Annotated in this window: 12 protein-coding genes; 9 read left to right on the top strand and 3 right to left on the bottom strand. The window is 65.1% G+C overall.

Translation table 11 applies throughout. The features are described from left to right. Positions 1-190: 190 nt before the first annotated feature. From AB1I47_RS26910 to AB1I47_RS26895, 4 genes are read left to right on the top strand one after another with little or no spacing between them, the layout of a single operon-like run. A complete protein-coding gene (locus AB1I47_RS26910) occupies positions 191-1,645 on the top strand; it encodes a DUF3375 domain-containing protein (RefSeq protein ID WP_354686745.1) in 1,455 nt (484 codons plus the stop codon). 5 nt (positions 1,646-1,650) lie between these two features. Further along, positions 1,651-2,355, top strand: coding sequence for a DUF4194 domain-containing protein (locus tag AB1I47_RS26905; protein WP_354686749.1), 705 nt, complete (start codon positions 1,651-1,653; stop codon positions 2,353-2,355). Further along, complete coding sequence (locus AB1I47_RS26900) at positions 2,348-5,722, top strand: ATP-binding protein (RefSeq protein WP_354686744.1); 3,375 nt, start codon at positions 2,348-2,350, stop codon at positions 5,720-5,722. Before AB1I47_RS26905 ends, AB1I47_RS26900 begins: the two co-directional genes overlap by 8 nt. Further along, positions 5,722-6,900, top strand: coding sequence for a DUF3322 domain-containing protein (locus AB1I47_RS26895; protein ID WP_354686748.1), 1,179 nt, complete (start codon positions 5,722-5,724; stop codon positions 6,898-6,900). Before AB1I47_RS26900 ends, AB1I47_RS26895 begins: the two co-directional genes overlap by 1 nt. A 38-nt stretch (positions 6,901-6,938) precedes the next feature. On the opposite strand, the gene AB1I47_RS26890 is transcribed toward AB1I47_RS26895, so the two are convergent. Continuing rightward, positions 6,939-7,373 (bottom strand): helix-turn-helix domain-containing protein, encoded by a 435-nt coding sequence (locus AB1I47_RS26890; protein ID WP_354686743.1) that lies wholly within the window; start codon positions 7,371-7,373, stop codon positions 6,939-6,941. A 74-nt stretch (positions 7,374-7,447) separates the two neighbouring features. Between AB1I47_RS26890 and AB1I47_RS26885 the strand changes: the two genes are divergently transcribed. Further along, positions 7,448-8,320: a class I SAM-dependent methyltransferase gene (locus tag AB1I47_RS26885; protein WP_354686747.1), complete on the top strand. Its 873-nt coding sequence runs from the start codon at positions 7,448-7,450 to the stop codon at positions 8,318-8,320. Continuing rightward, the gene (locus AB1I47_RS26880) at positions 8,313-8,822 is read left to right on the top strand and encodes a DUF2938 domain-containing protein (RefSeq protein WP_354686742.1); all 510 of its coding nucleotides are present in this window, start codon (positions 8,313-8,315) and stop codon (positions 8,820-8,822) included. The genes AB1I47_RS26885 and AB1I47_RS26880 overlap by 8 nt, the downstream gene beginning before the upstream one ends. A gap of 19 nt (positions 8,823-8,841) precedes the next feature. On the opposite strand, the gene AB1I47_RS26875 is transcribed toward AB1I47_RS26880, so the two are convergent. After that, positions 8,842-9,738 (bottom strand): restriction endonuclease, encoded by an 897-nt coding sequence (locus AB1I47_RS26875; RefSeq protein ID WP_354686746.1) that lies wholly within the window; start codon positions 9,736-9,738, stop codon positions 8,842-8,844. 261 nt (positions 9,739-9,999) lie between these two features. Between AB1I47_RS26875 and AB1I47_RS26870 the strand changes: the two genes are divergently transcribed. Then, a complete protein-coding gene (locus AB1I47_RS26870) occupies positions 10,000-10,932 on the top strand; it encodes a hypothetical protein (protein ID WP_354686741.1) in 933 nt (310 codons plus the stop codon). Between the two features lie 18 nt (positions 10,933-10,950). On the opposite strand, the gene AB1I47_RS26865 is transcribed toward AB1I47_RS26870, so the two are convergent. Next, the gene (locus AB1I47_RS26865; protein ID WP_354686740.1) at positions 10,951-11,274 is read right to left on the bottom strand and encodes a nucleotide pyrophosphohydrolase; all 324 of its coding nucleotides are present in this window, start codon (positions 11,272-11,274) and stop codon (positions 10,951-10,953) included. Between the two features lie 151 nt (positions 11,275-11,425). On the opposite strand from AB1I47_RS26865, the gene AB1I47_RS26860 reads away from it, so the two are divergent. Together AB1I47_RS26860 and AB1I47_RS26855 are read left to right on the top strand one after the other, a co-directional pair. Beyond that, positions 11,426-12,085, top strand: a complete 660-nt coding sequence (locus AB1I47_RS26860) for a methyltransferase family protein (protein WP_354686739.1) — start codon at positions 11,426-11,428, stop codon at positions 12,083-12,085. Positions 12,086-13,008: 923 nt separating this feature from the next. Beyond that, the gene (locus AB1I47_RS26855; RefSeq protein ID WP_354686738.1) at positions 13,009-15,477 is read left to right on the top strand and encodes a type VI secretion system Vgr family protein; all 2,469 of its coding nucleotides are present in this window, start codon (positions 13,009-13,011) and stop codon (positions 15,475-15,477) included. Positions 15,478-15,506 lie beyond the last annotated feature (29 nt).

Here is a 15,506-nt window from a genome sequence, read left to right as displayed (position 1 = left end):
GTTCAGGTTGGGGTGAGGGCAGCGGGGAGAGTTAAGGGGCAGCGGGAAGGGTCCCGTTATCCCAATGCCCGCATTCTCGCCGGACTCACGGAAGCGCCCGCCGCATCACTTGCCGCAATCCCCCCTGGGGTACAATCTGGCATCCGTCGCGCCCCCCCCGCGCGGCTTGCGTACGCCGGCCAATTTCCAAGTGAGTCTCGACTTCGATACCCTCGAGCGCCTGCGCCAGGGCCATCCTGCCTGGCGCTTGCTGCGCTCCGACCATGCGAGCCTGGTCGCCGCCTTCCTCCATCGTGTCTTTGTCGCGCCCAACCAGCGTTCAGTGGGCCAGTCCGACCTGGCCGAAGCCCTGGAAGACGAACTCTTCGCCTTGCGAGAACGGCTCGGCCAGGACGCCTTTCCCCGCTCGGCACTCGATTACCTGAACGACTGGGCCGCCAACGAGAAGGGCTGGCTGCGCAAGTTCTATCGCCAGGGATCGGATGAACCCCAGTTCGACCTGACGCCGGCCACCGAGAAGGCCATTGCCTGGCTCGGCACGCTGGCCGAGCGCAGCTTCGTCGGCACGGAGTCGCGCCTGCTGACGCTGTTCGACCTGCTCAAGCAGATGCACGAAGGCACGCAGACCGACCCGCGCGTGCGCATGGCAGAACTGCAGCAGCGGCGCGACGAGATAGACGCCGAGATCGCGCGCGTGGCCGCGGGCGACTTGGCGCTGCTGGACGACACCGCGCTGAAGGATCGCTTCCAGCAGTTCGTCGCACTGGCGCGCGAACTGCTGACGGATTTTCGTGAAGTGGAAGACAACTTCCGCACGCTGGACCGCCGCGTGCGCGAGCGGATCGCGCTGTGGGAAGGCTCCAAGGGCGCATTGCTCGAAGAGATCATGGGCGAGCGCGACGCCATTGCAGACTCTGATCAGGGCCGCAGCTTCCGCGCGTTCTGGGATTTCCTGATGAGCAGCCGGCGGCAAGAAGAGCTGTCGGCACTGCTGGAACATGTGCTGGCGCTACCGCCCGTTTCGGAACTCAATCCCGACGCGCGCCTGCGCCGCGTGCACTACGACTGGCTGGAGGCCGGCGAGCATACGCAGCGCACCGTGGCCCAGCTATCGCAGCAACTGCGCCGTTTTCTCGACGACAAGGCATGGCTGGAGAACCGCCGCATCATGGATATCCTGCGCGGCATCGAAGCCAGGGCGCTGGCCGTACGCGACGAGCCGCCCAGTGGCAACGTGATGACGTTGAACGACACCGCCGCCGATATCGAGCTGCCAATGGAGCGGCCCCTGTTCACGCCCGCGGTCAAGCCGCGCATTACAGAAACCGACATCGAAACCGGCGAGGCCGAAGTCGATGCGGACGCGCTGTTCTCGCAGGTTGTCATTAACAAGGCCGAACTTGCCGCGCATGTCCGACAGGCCCTGCAGGGCCGCGCGCAGGTCACGCTGCAGGAGTTGTGCGCGATGCGGCCGCTGCAGCACGGCCTCGCCGAACTGGTCGCCTACCTGCAGCTCGCTGGCGATACGTTCCGCACCGTGGTGGACGAAAACGCCACCGATTCCGTTACCTGGACGGTGCAGGCCCCCGATGCCGGCACGCTGGTGAGGCAGGCCCGGCTCCCCCGTGTGATTTTTGTCAGATAAGCATGATGCAAGACGACATTGTCGATGACGCGGCACGGCGCACTCCCGCTGCTGCCACGCCGCCCGACCTGGCCCTGTCCACGCTGGTGGTCCCGCTGCTCAAGGGCGTGCTCTACCGCGACGCCGATGCCAGCCTGTGGCATGCGTTGCTCAACCTGCAGCCGACGGTGCGCGACTATGTCGCCGTGCTGGGACTGGAACTCGTGCTCGACGATGCCGAGGGCTACGCCTTCCTGCGCTCGCAGCCGGACAGCGACGACGACAGCGCCGAACGCCCGCCGCGGCTGATCGCCCGGCGCCAGCTTTCTTTCCCCGTCAGCCTGACGCTCGCGCTGTTGCGCAAGAAGCTGGCCGAGTTCGACGCCACTGGCGGCGACACCCGGCTGGTGCTGACGCTGGACGAGATCGCCGAACTGCTGCGTGTGTTCCTGCCCGCCGGCACCAATGAGGCAAAGCTGATCGACCAGATCGAGCTGCATGTGAACAAGATCGTCGAGCTGGGCTTCCTGCGCCGGCTCAAGGCCGACACCAGCACTGGCACGAGCGCACGCACGGGAAGCCAGGCCGGCTATGAGGTGCGCCGCATCCTGAAGGCGTTCGTCGATGCGCAATGGCTGTCGGAGTTCGATGCGCGGCTGGCTGCCTACCAGCTCCAGCTGACGGGCCAGTCGGGAGCCCCTGGGGCAAACGCAGGAGCGTCCGATGCATGAGTCGCAAACCCTGAGCCTGGATTTCGCCAGCGACGACACGCTGTCGGGCTTCCGGCTGTCGCGGCTGGAAGTCTTCAACTGGGGCACGTTCGGCGAACGCGTCTGGACCATCCGTCCCGAAGGCAGGAACGGGCTGCTGACCGGCGACATCGGCTCCGGCAAGTCCACGCTGGTCGACGCGGTGACCACGCTGCTCGTGCCCGCGCAGCGCATCGCCTACAACAAGGCCGCCGGCGCCGAAAGCCGCGAACGGACCTTGCGCAGCTATGTGCTGGGCCACTACAAGTCCGAGCGCAATGAAGTCAGCGGCACCGCGCGGCCGGTTGCGCTGCGCGACCAGAACGCCTACTCCGTCATCCTCGGCGTCTTCCACAACGCCGGCTACGACCAGACCGTGACGCTGGCTCAGGTGTTCTGGATGAAGGATGCCCATGGCCAGCCGGCGCGCTTCTATGTCTGCACGGAACAGGACCTGTCCATCGCCACCGACTTTGCCCACTTCGGCTCCGACATCGCCTCGCTGCGCAAGAAGCTGCGCACAGTGAAGGCCGAGTTGTTCGACGCATTCCCGCCCTACGGTGCCTGGTTCCGGCGGCGCTTCGGCATCGAGAACGAGCAGGCGCTAGAACTGTTCCACCAGACCGTGTCGATGAAGTCGGTCGGCAACCTGACCGATTTCGTGCGCAGCCACATGCTGGAGCCGTTCGACGTGGCACCCCGCATCGTCGCCTTGCTCGGCCACTTCGATGACCTGGACCGCGCCCATGAAGCCGTGCTGAAGGCCAAGCGCCAGGAGGCCATGCTGACGCCGCTGGTGGCGGATTGCGAGCGCCATGCCGAGCTGGTTGCTGCCTCCGAGCAACTGCGCGCATGCCGCGAGGCGCTGCGCCCGTACTTCGCGCGGCTCAAGCTGGAGCTGCTCGACAGGCGCATTGCCAGCCTCATAGATGAGTGGGAACGCCAGGACACCCACGTGCGGCGGCTGCAGGACCGCCGCGACGCCCTGCGCAACGATGAAGCCGAGCTGCGCCGCAATATCGCCGAGAACGGTGGCGACCGCATCGGCCGGCTGACCGAGGAAATCCGCCAGCAGAACGACGAATCCGCGAAACGCCGGCACAAGTCGGATCGATACGCCGAGCTTGTGCGCGCCGTGGATGAAACGCCACCCGAGGAGGAAGCTGCCTTCCTGCTACTGAAGGCACGCTTTGCCGAGCTCGCCGAACGCTCCAGGTCGCGCGAGGCCGAGGTGGACAACGCGTTGACGGAACACGGCGTCACGTTGCGTCAGGGCAAGGCCGAGCACGATGCGCTGAGCGAGGAAATCCGCAGCCTGAAGGCGCGCCGCAGCAATATCCCGGCCGCTCAGGTCGCGATGCGCAGCGCGCTGTGCGAGGCACTGTCGCTGGACGAGGACGACATGCCCTTTGCCGGCGAGCTGCTGCAGGTGCGCGAGGACGAGCGCGACTGGGAAGGCGCGGCCGAACGCCTGTTGCGCAATTTTGGCCTGTCGCTGCTGGTGCCGGACGACCTGTACCCGCAGGTGTCCGCGTGGGTGGACCGCACGCACCTGAAAGGACGGCTGGTCTATTTCCGAGTGCGCGAAGGCGGCAGGACTGAGATGCCAGCGCTGCATCGCGATTCGCTCGCGCGCAAGCTGGCCATCAAACCTGATTCTCCGTTCTACGGCTGGCTCGAACGCGAGGTGGCGGTGCGCTTCGACGTGGCGTGCTGTGCCACGCACGAGCAGTTCCGCCGCGAGACGCGCGCCGTCACGCGCGCCGGCCAGATCAAGATGCCCGGGGAACGGCACGAGAAGGATGACCGCCACCGGCTGGACGACCGCAGCCGCTACGTGCTGGGCTGGAGCAATGCCGCCAAGATCGCGGCACTGGAAGGCGAGACGCGTGCCCTGCAAACGCGGCTGGCCGAACTGGGCGCGCATATGGCCGGGCTGGCAAAGGAGCGCGACACGCTCAGGGAGCGACTCACGGCGCTGTCCCGGCTCGACATGTTTGCCGACTTCGACGAACTGGACTGGCAGACGCCGGCGCGCGAGGCCGCACGGCTGGCCGAGGAGAAGCGCCAGCTGGAATCGGCCTCCGACGTATTACGGCAACTGACAGTCCGGCTGAAGGAAGTGGAAGCAGAACAGGAAGCCAACGAGGCGCAGCTCGACGACCACCGCGACAAGCGCTCCAAGGCTGAGGGCAGGAAGAGCGATGCGCTGGATCGGCGCGCCGAAACGCAGGCCACGCTGGATGCCTCCGGCGATTTCGCGGCTGCAGTACCGACCGACACCATCGACGCGTTGCGCGCAGAAATCCTGGGCCAGCACACGCTGACCGTAGAGTCCTGCAGCGGCCGTGAAACCGACATGCGCAACGAGCTGCAGGCCCGGCTCGATGCGGAAAACAAGCGGCTGGTGCGGCTGAGCGAAAGCATCGTCAAGGCCATGTCGGCCTACAAGGAAGCCTTCAAGCTGGAAACCAGCGAAGTCGACGCCAGCGTCTCGGCCGGCTTCGAGTACCGCAACATGCTCGACAAGCTGCGCGCCGACGACTTGCCGCGCTTCGCGGCCCGCTTCAAGGAGCTGCTGAACGTCAACACGATCAACGAGATCGCCAACTTCAACGCGCAGCTCGGCAAGGAACAGCAGACCATCCGCGAACGCGTCGAACGCATCAACGAATCGCTGACGCAGATCGACTACAACACCGGCCGCTACATCCGGCTCGAAGCGCAGGTCACGCCGGACGCCGAGATCCGTGAGTTCCAGTCGGAACTGCGCGCCTGCACCGAAGGCGCGCTGACCGGCTCGGAAGACAGCCAGTATTCCGAGGCCAAGTTCCTGCAGGTCAAGCGCATCATCGAACGCTTCAGGGGCCGTACCGGCCTGACTGACCAGGACCGGCGCTGGACCGCCAAGGTGACCGACGTGCGCAACTGGTTCGTCTTCGGCGCCAGCGAACGCTGGCGCGAGGACGATGCGGAACACGAGCACTACTCCGATTCCGGCGGCAAATCCGGCGGCCAGAAGGAGAAACTGGCCTACACGATCCTGGCGGCAAGCCTGGCCTACCAGTTCGGGCTGGAATGGGGCGCGGTGCGCTCGCGCTCGTTCCGCTTCGTGGTGATCGACGAAGCGTTCGGGCGCGGCTCAGACGAATCCGCGCAATACGGGCTGCGGTTGTTCGCCAAGCTCAACCTGCAACTGCTGATCGTCACGCCGCTACAGAAGATCCATATCATCGAGCCCTACGTGTCCAGCGTCGCGTTCGTGCAGAATGACGAGGGCCGCGCCTCCAAGGTGCGCAACCTGTCGATCGACGAATACCGGGCCGAGAAAGCCAGGATGACCGCGTGATGAACTGGAGCCGGCCCGCCGACCTGCGTGCCCAGGTGCAGAAGCTCTGGGACCGTGGGGACATCCTCAGTGCGCTGGTGTGCGGCGACACGCTTTTCCCCAAACGACTCACCCTGCGCGTGCCCACCTCCGGCGAGCTGACCGAGGGCTTTGAGGCGGTTCGCAACTGGCTTGGCGAGCTGAAGCAGATGCCGCATTGCCGTCTCGAAATGCGCGAGTTCCGCCATCGCACCTTCGGCACCAATATGCTGCCGAGCGCCGCCTGGATCGACGCGCTGGACGATGCAGCGGCGCTGCTGGGCAAACGCCGCGAGATCGAACGCTTCAGCGCATTGCTGGCGGCCACGCGCCAGCTGCAGCCGCTGCTGGTGCCCTGGCTGGCACAGCGTCCGTTGCGCGCGCTGGAACTGCACGACGCGTGGGAGCGGCTGCTGGAGATCGTCGGCTGGCTGCAACGGCATCCGCGCCCCGGCTTGTACCTGCGGCAAGTCGACCTTGCTGGCGTGCACACCAAGTTCATCGAAGCTCACCGCGGCGTGCTGGCCGAGCTGCTGGACCTCGCGCTGGCGCCGGAAGCCATTGATCGCCAGTATGCCGGCATCACTCAGTTCGCCGCACGCTACGGCTTTCGCGACAAACCCGAGCGCATCCGCTTCCGGATACTGGATCGCGGCAACCGCATGCTGCCCGGCGACGCGCCGACGCACGACGTGACCCTCGACGCAAACAGCTTTGCCGCGCTGCGGCCGGGCGTGTCGCGCGTGTTCATCACAGAGAACGAGACCAACTTCCTGGCCTTTCCCGAGGCAGCGGACAGCCTGGTGATCTTCGGCGCAGGCTACGGCTTCGGCTTGCTGGCGAAGGCAACATGGCTGTCGCACTGCCGGCTCCACTACTGGGGCGACATCGACACCCACGGCTTTGCCATCCTCGACCAGTTACGCAGCGTGTTCGATCACGCCGAGTCGCTGATGATGGACCGCACCACCCTGATGGCCTTCGAGGCGCAATGGGGCGTCGAGGATAACCAGACGCTGCGCGACCTCTCGCGATTGCGGCCTGAAGAGCAGGCACTCTATGACGACCTGCGGGACAATCGCATCCGGAAGAACCTGCGGCTGGAGCAGGAGCGGGTGGGGTTCGATTGGGTGCGCGAGGCCGTGGCGGGGGTGGGGTAGGTGAGGGTGTTGGCGCACTGGTGTGCAAGACGCGCCCGCTATGACGCTTTTACGTTGGCCCGGCTTTTCCGCCCTCCAATCGCCCCCGACGCCGCCGTCTTCACAATCCGCCTGAAAGTCGGACATTCCATATGACTAGGCGCCGGACAAGCCGCGGCATGTCGCAACCCGTCGCGCATCGCAGTCAGCTTACGGATCGTCCGATCCAGTTCGTCCGCCTTGGCCGCCAGCATCCGCCGGTCGATGCGTGGGCCGCCTCCCTGCGCGAACATCTGTGCGATGTCATCGAGCGAGAATCCGGCGGCGCGGCCCAGCGCGATCAGCGCTAGACGCTCCAGCACGCCGGCATCGAACACGCGCCGCATTCCGCGCCGGCCGATGGAGGCGATCAGGCCTTTTTCCTCATAGAAACGCAGCGTCGAGGCGGGCACGCCCGCCTGCTGCGCCACTTCGGCGATATCCAGGCTTTTCACCGCTTGACCTCAAGTTGACTTGAACTGGCACAGTGTAGCTTCCGCGCCGCGATGGCGTGCAAGGGGATGAAATCATGGGTGACAAGCAAGCAACCGTAGGCAGCAATTGGGACCAGGCTGCGCTGTGGCACGGGCCGTCCGGCCATGCCTGGGTTGAAGCGCAGGCGCTGCTCGACCAGATGTTCAAGCCGTTGGAGACATTGCTCGTCGAAGCCGTCAATGCGAGCGAGGCGCAACAGGCGCTCGATGTCGGCTGCGGTGCGGGGGGCCCTACGCTCGCGCTGGCGCGGCGGCTTGGGGCAGGCGGACACTGCACCGGCATCGACATTTCCGAGCCGCTGATCGCCGCCGCGCGGGCACGCGCGCAACGGGATGGGTCGGCAGCCAGCTTTATCCGTGCCGACGCGCAAACCCATGCGTTTGCGCCGGCAAGCTTCGACGCCATCGTGTCGCGCCTTGGCGTGATGTTCTTCAACGATCCGGTAAAGGCTTTCGCCAACCTGCGTCGCGCCTCAAAAGCGGGCGCTGCATTGCGCTGTATCGCCTGGCGCAGCGCCACGGAAAACCCGTTCATGACCACCGCCGAGCGCGCCGCCGCGCCACTGCTGACGAACCTGCCGCCGCGGCAGCCGGGTGCGCCGGGGCAGTTCGCCTTCGGGGACCGGCAGCGCGTGCTGGCGATCCTGGAAGAGAGCGGTTGGACGGGGATCGACATCCGGCCGATCGATGTCGAATGCACGCTGCCGGAGCCTGCGCTCGAGGGCTATTTCACGCGCCTTGGGCCGGTCGGCCTGGCGCTTCAGGACGCAGACGCGCGCACGCGCAGCAAGGTGATTGAAATCGTCCGTACCGCATTCGATCCCTATGTGCATGGGCAATCAGTGCGCTATACCGCTGCCTGCTGGATGATCGCCGCGCGGGCTCCGAAGGCGGCCAGTCATGCCTGACGCCGCACAGGTCCTGATCGCGGCAATCCTGATCGGCACGGGCGCGACGCTGGTAATGGACGTCTGGACCATTGTCCGCAGGCGGATTCTGGGCGTGCCCGCGCTGGACTACGCGCTGGTTGGCCGCTGGCTTGGCTGGATGATGCGCGGACGTCTGCGCCACCATCCGATTGCGGCGTCGCCGCCAGTGCGTGGCGAGCGTGTCATCGGCTGGATCGCACACTACGTGACCGGCATCGTCTTCGCGGCCATCCTGCTGGCGCTTTGGGGTCTCGACTGGGCACGCGAGCCAACGATTGGCCCGGCGTTGATGGTCGGCATCGGCAGTGTCGCTGCGCCCTTCCTGCTGATGCAGCCGGCCATGGGCGCCGCCATCGCTGCCAGCCACACGCCGCGACCGAATCAGGCGCGCATCCATAGCCTGGTCACGCATGCGGTATTCGGGCTGGGGCTCTATGTCACCGGATGCGCAATCGCCATGGTTAGCGGGTCGATCCGGTAGTCGACCCCAGCCACGGACATCAAAGACCGCGCACGCCCAGGCAATCCGGGAAGGTTGCGCAGCCCCAGAACGGCTTGCCTGCGTGGGCACCCTGTTTGGCGATATGCCGGATCATGATGCCGCCGCAACGCGGGCAGCCTGGCGTTGCGCCTTGCCGCGCCGCGGGTGGCTGCGCTGGCTTCGCGGCGCGCAGCGGCGCGTTTGCTGCGGAGGCTGCTGGCCTGGCGGTTTTATGCGTGGGCGCTGCGGCCCGGGCGCGCTGGACCAGCGCCGCGAATGCCGGACCGTCGATCAGCGCGATGTTCCGGCCAGCAGCGAACGCCCGTGCATCCGCCGTGAACAGGCCCGATGTCACGACAAAGCCTTGCGCCGCCCCCTGTGCCGCCATCACGCCATACAACTCCCGCACCACCGTCACCGGGACCTTGATGGCGAGCCAGTGCTTGCACTGCACCAGCGCCAGCTCGCTGCCCTTCCTGAGCCTCAGGTCGATGCCACCGTCCGCGCCGGCACCACCGGTTTCAGCAACGGCATAGCCGCGCATCCGGAACACCTCTGCGACCGCTCGCTCGAAGTCCTGCCACGTCATCTGCCGCAGCGCCTCGCCGGACTGGCTGGCCGCGACGTTGCGCCCCAGTGCCTGCCGCTCGCGTCGCGCCAGCCACGATGCCAGCGCACCAGCCAGCAGCACCAGCGGCAAGATGTACTGGCCGTAGGCGGACAATGCCCTGGCCATCTGCGCCACAACCATCTTGCCCATTTGCCCCGGCGCGACTGTTGTCGGTATTTCGGCCATTGCGCAGCGGTGCAGCACCACGTAGGCAATGACGGCCAGGGCCGCGCCTACCCACAAGGGCAATGCTGCGGCAATGCCGTAGAGATCCTCGAAGACGGTCAATTGCTTCCTGCGGCCCATGATGACCCTTTTCATTTTGTTGTTTTCAGTGAGAAGGATGCCGTGGAGGGAGAGGATTGTCGTCCCCGCGCAGGCGGGGGCCGGCAGGCCATGAAAGCCAATCTTGCCATGTGGCCTCGGATTCGCTCCGCGCTGGCTCGCACGCTCAGGCAGCGCGGCTCTGTGGGATATCGCACGGCACATGACCGGCGCCGGACCAGAATAAGCGTTTATCGGCGCCGGCTGGCGTGGCGCCTGACACCCCAACCACGGGGCGACAGGATGGCAAGGCTTCCGGGCTGTCTGGCCTGCATCGCGTTCGGTCTTCTGCTGACTGCCAGTGCGCAGGCGTCGGATATCGTCTGCAAGATTGCGCTGCGACCACCCGTTACCCAGGACGACAACCCGCTTGCCACCGGCGCGTCCTCTCGGCATTCCCCGGCGCAAGCACGGGCACTTGTTTGCGACTATGCGATGCTCCAGCGCGAGCATGAGCGCATCCACGCCGAACAGCGGCGCCTGCTGCGCGCCGGCGCGATCAACGAGGATGACATCGCCGCGTGGCGCAGGCGCAGGGATGCCTGTGCGTCAGTGCCATGCCTGGACAATGTCTTTGCCAGTTGGCGCCGGCAGGCAAACCAAAGGCCGATGCCACGGGCTGTCGCGCAGACACAGCAAACGCCACCGGACTTGCCTGCGCGCGACGTGTCGCGGAACAAGCGGACTCCGGTCACGGTCGGGGGCGTGTCGCCTCGACCAACAGCGGCGGAAGGTCCTTCGACGCCGCTGGCGCCAACGGCGCAACCACCAACGGCGCAACCTCCAGTCGCGCAGTCGCCCGCACAGCCTGCAGAAGCTGAAGCGCCTTCGCCGCCATCGCCCCCGCCATGGGTTGAACCCCGGATACCGGCGCGCCCTGTGGTGATCCAGCGCACTACCTCACATCTGCCGCCCAAACAGGCTTCGATGCGCCCGACCCCGGAACCGAAGTCCCGCGGGTGGGGATCGCTGGGCGCGCTTGCGTGGCTTGGCATTTGCATCGCAGGCCTGGCCTGCTGGTCCCGCCGCATGCGCGGCGAATGGCTGCCCGGCCTCACCCGCCTGCGCGAGCACGCGCATGATGCGCCACGGATTGCGCTGCTGGTCGGCGGGCTGCTGGTATTGAACGGGGTGCTGCTGTTCTTCGTGCTGACCGAAGGTCAGGCCGTGCCGTGAACCGGCAACGCTGCGGACTCACTCCGGCAGCGGGTACTTCCTCGCATTGCTCTCCATCTTGGCGCGGATCGCCGCGTCCAGGTCAACGCCCAGCGCCGTCACCAGCTGCGCCAGGTAGATGGTGATATCGGCCAGCTCCTGCTCCACGTGTTCGCGCTTGTCCGTCGACATGATGTCGCGCGACTCCGCCTCGGTCTTCCACTGGAAGATCTCGACGAGCTCGGACACTTCCACGCTCAGCGCCATCGCGAGATTCTTGGGGCTGTGGTACTTGCCCCAGTCGCGGGCTTCGCCGAAAGCGTGGGCGGCTTGCTGGAGGTTCTTGATGTCGATCAGCGGCATGGTGGTGTAGCGGTGGCGTTATGGCTCTGGCGTCCCGAGGCAGTTTGCCGGGACGAAAACAATCATTTAAACACGACCCGGCGCGCTCGACAGCCGGGCCGGCGAAGGCTTACGCTGCGCATGTGCATCCATCGTCGCAGCGGAGGTAACCATGCGTCCGACTTTCGGCCTGGCAATCGCCACCCTCGCCGGCACACTCGCCTACCTCGCCATCGCCGTCGCAGGCTGGGGCGGCATCGGCCCCTTCTTTGCCCACCCGGCACGCGTGGCGCTGACCCTGGTGCTGCTGGCCCTGTCCGTCACTGCGCTGTTCTCCGGCGGCAATATCAGCAGCGGCGTGCGCGAAGACCGCGGCAACCGCTGGGTGCTGGCCGCATTCGGCGTGCTCGGCCTGCTGGCGGCTTACCTGCCGGCCTATACCGACCGCGTCGAGTACTGGACGCTCGATGGCGACGCGGTGCGCTGGCTGGGCGTGGCGCTGTTTGCCGGCGGTGGCGTGCTGCGGCTATGGCCGGTGTTCGTGCTGGGGCGCCGGTTCAGCGGGCTGGTGGCGATCCAGCCGGGGCATACGCTGGTGACCACCGGGATCTATGGTGTGATCCGGCATCCGAGCTACGTCGGGTTCCTGATCAGTTCGTTGGGATGGGTGCTGGCATTCCGGTCTGGCGTGGGCGTGGTGCTGACGCTGCTGATGGTGCCGGTGCTGATCGCGCGGATTCGGGCGGAGGAGGCGCTGCTCCGTGACGAGTTTGGGGAGGAGTACGAGGCGTACTGCGCCAAGACGTGGCGGATGGTGCCGGGGATTTACTAGGTATGGTAGTGGCGTAGTCAGTGAAATCCCTGGCAGCTGGCCCAGGGTCTGGCAAGAGCCGTACAGCACCGTGCCGAAGCGTATGTGGCACCGGCCTCCGGCTATTGCTCTCCTTTCGCTGGCAGCGTCTTGTCCGGCTGCCTCAGTTTGAAGTCATTGCCGTAGTGCCGGGAGATTGCCATCAACGCCCGGTTGGGAGGCCGGACCAATGTGCCGCGCCGGTCGCGGAATTCACAGGATGGGGGTCGCCTGACTCGGCAGTGCCCCCCACATCATCGTCAGCGAGCATACCGACCGTCGCCATGTACGCCATGTCGTCATAGGAGATGGGGTAGTGCCGGCTTGTGGGCCGGTACACATGAAACTCCCACGCACAGCAGCTGGCTCGGCCGGCCTCGACCAGATAGCCGCCAAGCATGTACAACTCAGTGTAGCCGCCCGTGAAATAGTGATAGAGGCGTCCGGATTTTCTGTCCAGCTTGTAAATGTTGCCTTCGCAATTTGGGCCTGCGCCGCACGTGCCACCGATCTGCAGTTCATACTCACCATCCCGTCCAGATCGATCAGTCCACCACCGCTGAACGGGCCTTCAGCCGTGTCCCAGCCGTGCTTCATCAGCTCACGGGCCTTCGCGCCTGCCCCAGCGCGATAGGTAAGGCGCAGGTGCGAAGCCTCGCCCGGCTCGCAGTTGGCCCGTTGCAGTTCGAGCACGGAGCCATCACGGTTTGTCCTCGCTTGCAGAAGAATAGGACGAATCCTATTCTTCGGTTGTTGTTGACAGAGATTTCAGATTATTCGGATAGCAGTAGCAAAGAGATTCCCGGCGTAAGGAAAAGCGTTTACCGTGCGGCGCGATAAGTTGAGCGTCGAGCGATGCATCGCCTTTGCAAAAGGTCGATCACGCTGATAACGGAGCGCATACCATGGCCGATCTTGGTAAAGAACTGCGGACTTACGGTGAAGCCCTTTTTAAGGGACTGGCCGGGCGGCAGGCATACTTTCTCGAAGTGCCCGGCACTAGCAGCGCCGCCGCGCTGTCGGTGGTGTCATTCGAAGCCGTGGAGCGGCTGGGCGAGCCCTATGCCGTCACCATCCAGCTGACGCACCCACTTGATCTCGATCGAGCCGACTACTTGGGCAAGGAAGCCACGTTCCTGATTGACCCGGCCGACGGCACCGAGCCGCGCAAGTTTGCCGGCTGCATTACGCATTTCAGCAAGACCCGCCACACCCACGACTTCTGCGGCTACGAGATCGTGGTGGAGCCGCTCATCGCGCGGCTGCGGCTGACTCGAGCGAGCCGCATCTATCAGCATAAGACTGCCCCGCAGATCATCGAGGCGATCCTGCGACGGCACGGCCTGAAGGGCCATCAGTTCGCCTTCAAGCTGCGCCGCAAATATGCGCAGCACAGCTTCCGCATGCAGTACGAGCTGTCTGATTTTGCATACATCCGATTGCTATGCGAACAGGAGGGACTCTATTTCTATTTCACCCCCGGCAAGTTTGGCGAGATGGTTGTGTTCGGCGACGACATCGACCACTACATTTACCAGCCGGAACTGCGCGTTCCCTACCGGGAATCAGCCGGGCTGGAATCCGGCCAGGAAGCAGTGTTCTCGCTCAAGGTGCACGCGAAGACCATACCGGAATCGTTCCGGGTTGCGGACTTCAACCCCGACAAGGCCTGGGAGCGCCCCACCGGCGAGGCCAACGTCGCGCGCAAGGAGAAGACGACCTACGGCCAGTCTTATGTCTATGGCACCCACCACCTGGACTTCGAGGGGGCCAAGTGGGAGGCGCAATTACGCCATGAGGTGGAGTATGCCGGGCAGTTGATCTTCGCGGGCGAGAGTAACGTGCTGGCACTGTGCCCGGCACGCATCCTGCGCATGGACCAAACGCTGCCCGATGCGCCCAATAGCCAGGTGATCACCGAGGTGATCCATAGCGGCGGGCGTGATGCCGCCTACCGAAACACGTACCAGGCCATTCCATGTGACCGGCGTTTCCGCCTGCCGATGGACGAAGCGAACTGGCCGCGCATTTCCGGCACGCTGAGCGCCCGTGTCACATCGCCCGGCCAGTACAAATACGCCTACCTCACGCAGGAAGGCCGTTATGTCGTCCGCTTTGATTTCGACTTTGAGGAATGGCCCAATGGCGGCGAGAGCGTGCCGCTCGCGTTCGCCAAGCCGTTCGCGGGGGCGAACCAGACGGGCTTCCACTTCCCGCTGATCGATGGCACCTATGTGGACGTGGCCTTCCGCGACGGCAATCCCAACAAGCCGTACATCGCCCACGTGCAGCACAACAGCCAGCACCCGGACCTGATCACGAATCAGGACCGCTGGCTGTCGCGCAATGTCATTCGCACGCAGGGCGACAGCAAATTCGAGATCGAGGACTGGGAGGGGGAGGAACACGTCAAGTTCTCCACCGAGCATTCAGGCAAGAGCCAGCTGACCCTCGGCCATATCGTCAATGGAAAACGCAAGAAACGCGGCGAAGGGTTCGAGTTGCGCACCGATGCGCAAGGCGCGGTACGCGCAGGGGGCGGCCTGCTGCTGTCGGCAGATATCCAGCCGCAGGCGAACGGCAAGCAGAACGACACCGCTGCCGCGATGAGCCAGCTAACGCTCGCGCTGGAGCAGGCGCGGACGCTGGCTGATGCGGCCAGGCTCGCCAAGGCGGAGATCGCCGACCTGAGGGCCGAAAACGCCTGGCTCAAGGCGAGCGTAAATGAGTTGAAAGAGGCCGTCATGCTGATATCCGCACCAAAGGGCATTGCGGTCTCGACGCCGGATCGCGTCTCGGTGGGCGCGGGGAAGGACGTGAACGTGGCAACGGGCACGGGCTTTGCCGTCAGCGCGCTGAAGAATATCGCGATGGCGGCGGGCGATGCCCTATCCCTGTTCGCGCATCGCCTGGGCATCAAGCTGTTTGCCGCGAGGGGGGCAGTTGATATTCAGGCGCAGAGCGATGAGATGCGGTTGCTGTCTGCCAAGAATATGACGATCAGTAGTGCAAACGGCCGAGTTGTTATCGAAGCCAAGGATGAACTGCTGCTCAAGTGCGGCGGTTCTTATCTTCGTATGTCGTCGACGGGCATCGAGGATGGCACGCGAGGCGAGCGATCCATCAAATCATCCGCCTTCAGCCGTCAGGGGCCAAGTTCCCTGGCGCAAGCGATGAACACATGGAAGCACGCGAATTTCAATGACGCCTACGTAATTCGCAATCCTTCGACCGGCGAGCCGCTTGCCAATACGCAAGTTGAAATCCTGCGCGAGGACGGCACCAGGCTCAGGATGGTAACGGATGGAGCCGGAAAGACTCCGCTCCAGAAGAGTCTCTTTGTGGAGCCTCTCCGCATCCGGTTGCTGGACTGACCGTCGGTAACAATCACCTCCAACAACAC

Origin of the sequence: Cupriavidus necator (assembly GCF_040578825.1) — a bacterium.
In the GTDB taxonomy this organism is placed as follows: domain Bacteria; phylum Pseudomonadota; class Gammaproteobacteria; order Burkholderiales; family Burkholderiaceae; genus Cupriavidus; species Cupriavidus necator_E.
The sequence above is the reverse complement of the archived record's forward strand: the minus strand, read 5'-3'. Positions and strand labels throughout refer to the sequence as shown.

Excerpts from the sequence above, each read along its gene's own strand:
- AB1I47_RS26905 (WP_354686749.1), top strand. The coding sequence starts at position 1,651 with ATGCAAGACGACATTGTCGATGACGCGGCACGGCGCACTCCCGCTGCT.
- AB1I47_RS26900 (WP_354686744.1), top strand. The coding sequence starts at position 2,348 with ATGCATGAGTCGCAAACCCTGAGCCTGGATTTCGCCAGCGACGACACG.
- AB1I47_RS26875 (WP_354686746.1), bottom strand. The coding sequence starts at position 9,738 with ATGGGCCGCAGGAAGCAATTGACCGTCTTCGAGGATCTCTACGGCATT.
- AB1I47_RS26865 (WP_354686740.1), bottom strand. The coding sequence starts at position 11,274 with ATGCCGCTGATCGACATCAAGAACCTCCAGCAAGCCGCCCACGCTTTC.
- AB1I47_RS26880 (WP_354686742.1), top strand. The coding sequence starts at position 8,313 with ATGCCTGACGCCGCACAGGTCCTGATCGCGGCAATCCTGATCGGCACG.
- AB1I47_RS26885 (WP_354686747.1), top strand. The coding sequence starts at position 7,448 with ATGGGTGACAAGCAAGCAACCGTAGGCAGCAATTGGGACCAGGCTGCG.
- AB1I47_RS26860 (WP_354686739.1), top strand. The coding sequence starts at position 11,426 with ATGCGTCCGACTTTCGGCCTGGCAATCGCCACCCTCGCCGGCACACTC.
- AB1I47_RS26895 (WP_354686748.1), top strand. The coding sequence starts at position 5,722 with ATGAACTGGAGCCGGCCCGCCGACCTGCGTGCCCAGGTGCAGAAGCTC.
- AB1I47_RS26855 (WP_354686738.1), top strand. The coding sequence starts at position 13,009 with ATGGCCGATCTTGGTAAAGAACTGCGGACTTACGGTGAAGCCCTTTTT.
- AB1I47_RS26870 (WP_354686741.1), top strand. The coding sequence starts at position 10,000 with ATGGCAAGGCTTCCGGGCTGTCTGGCCTGCATCGCGTTCGGTCTTCTG.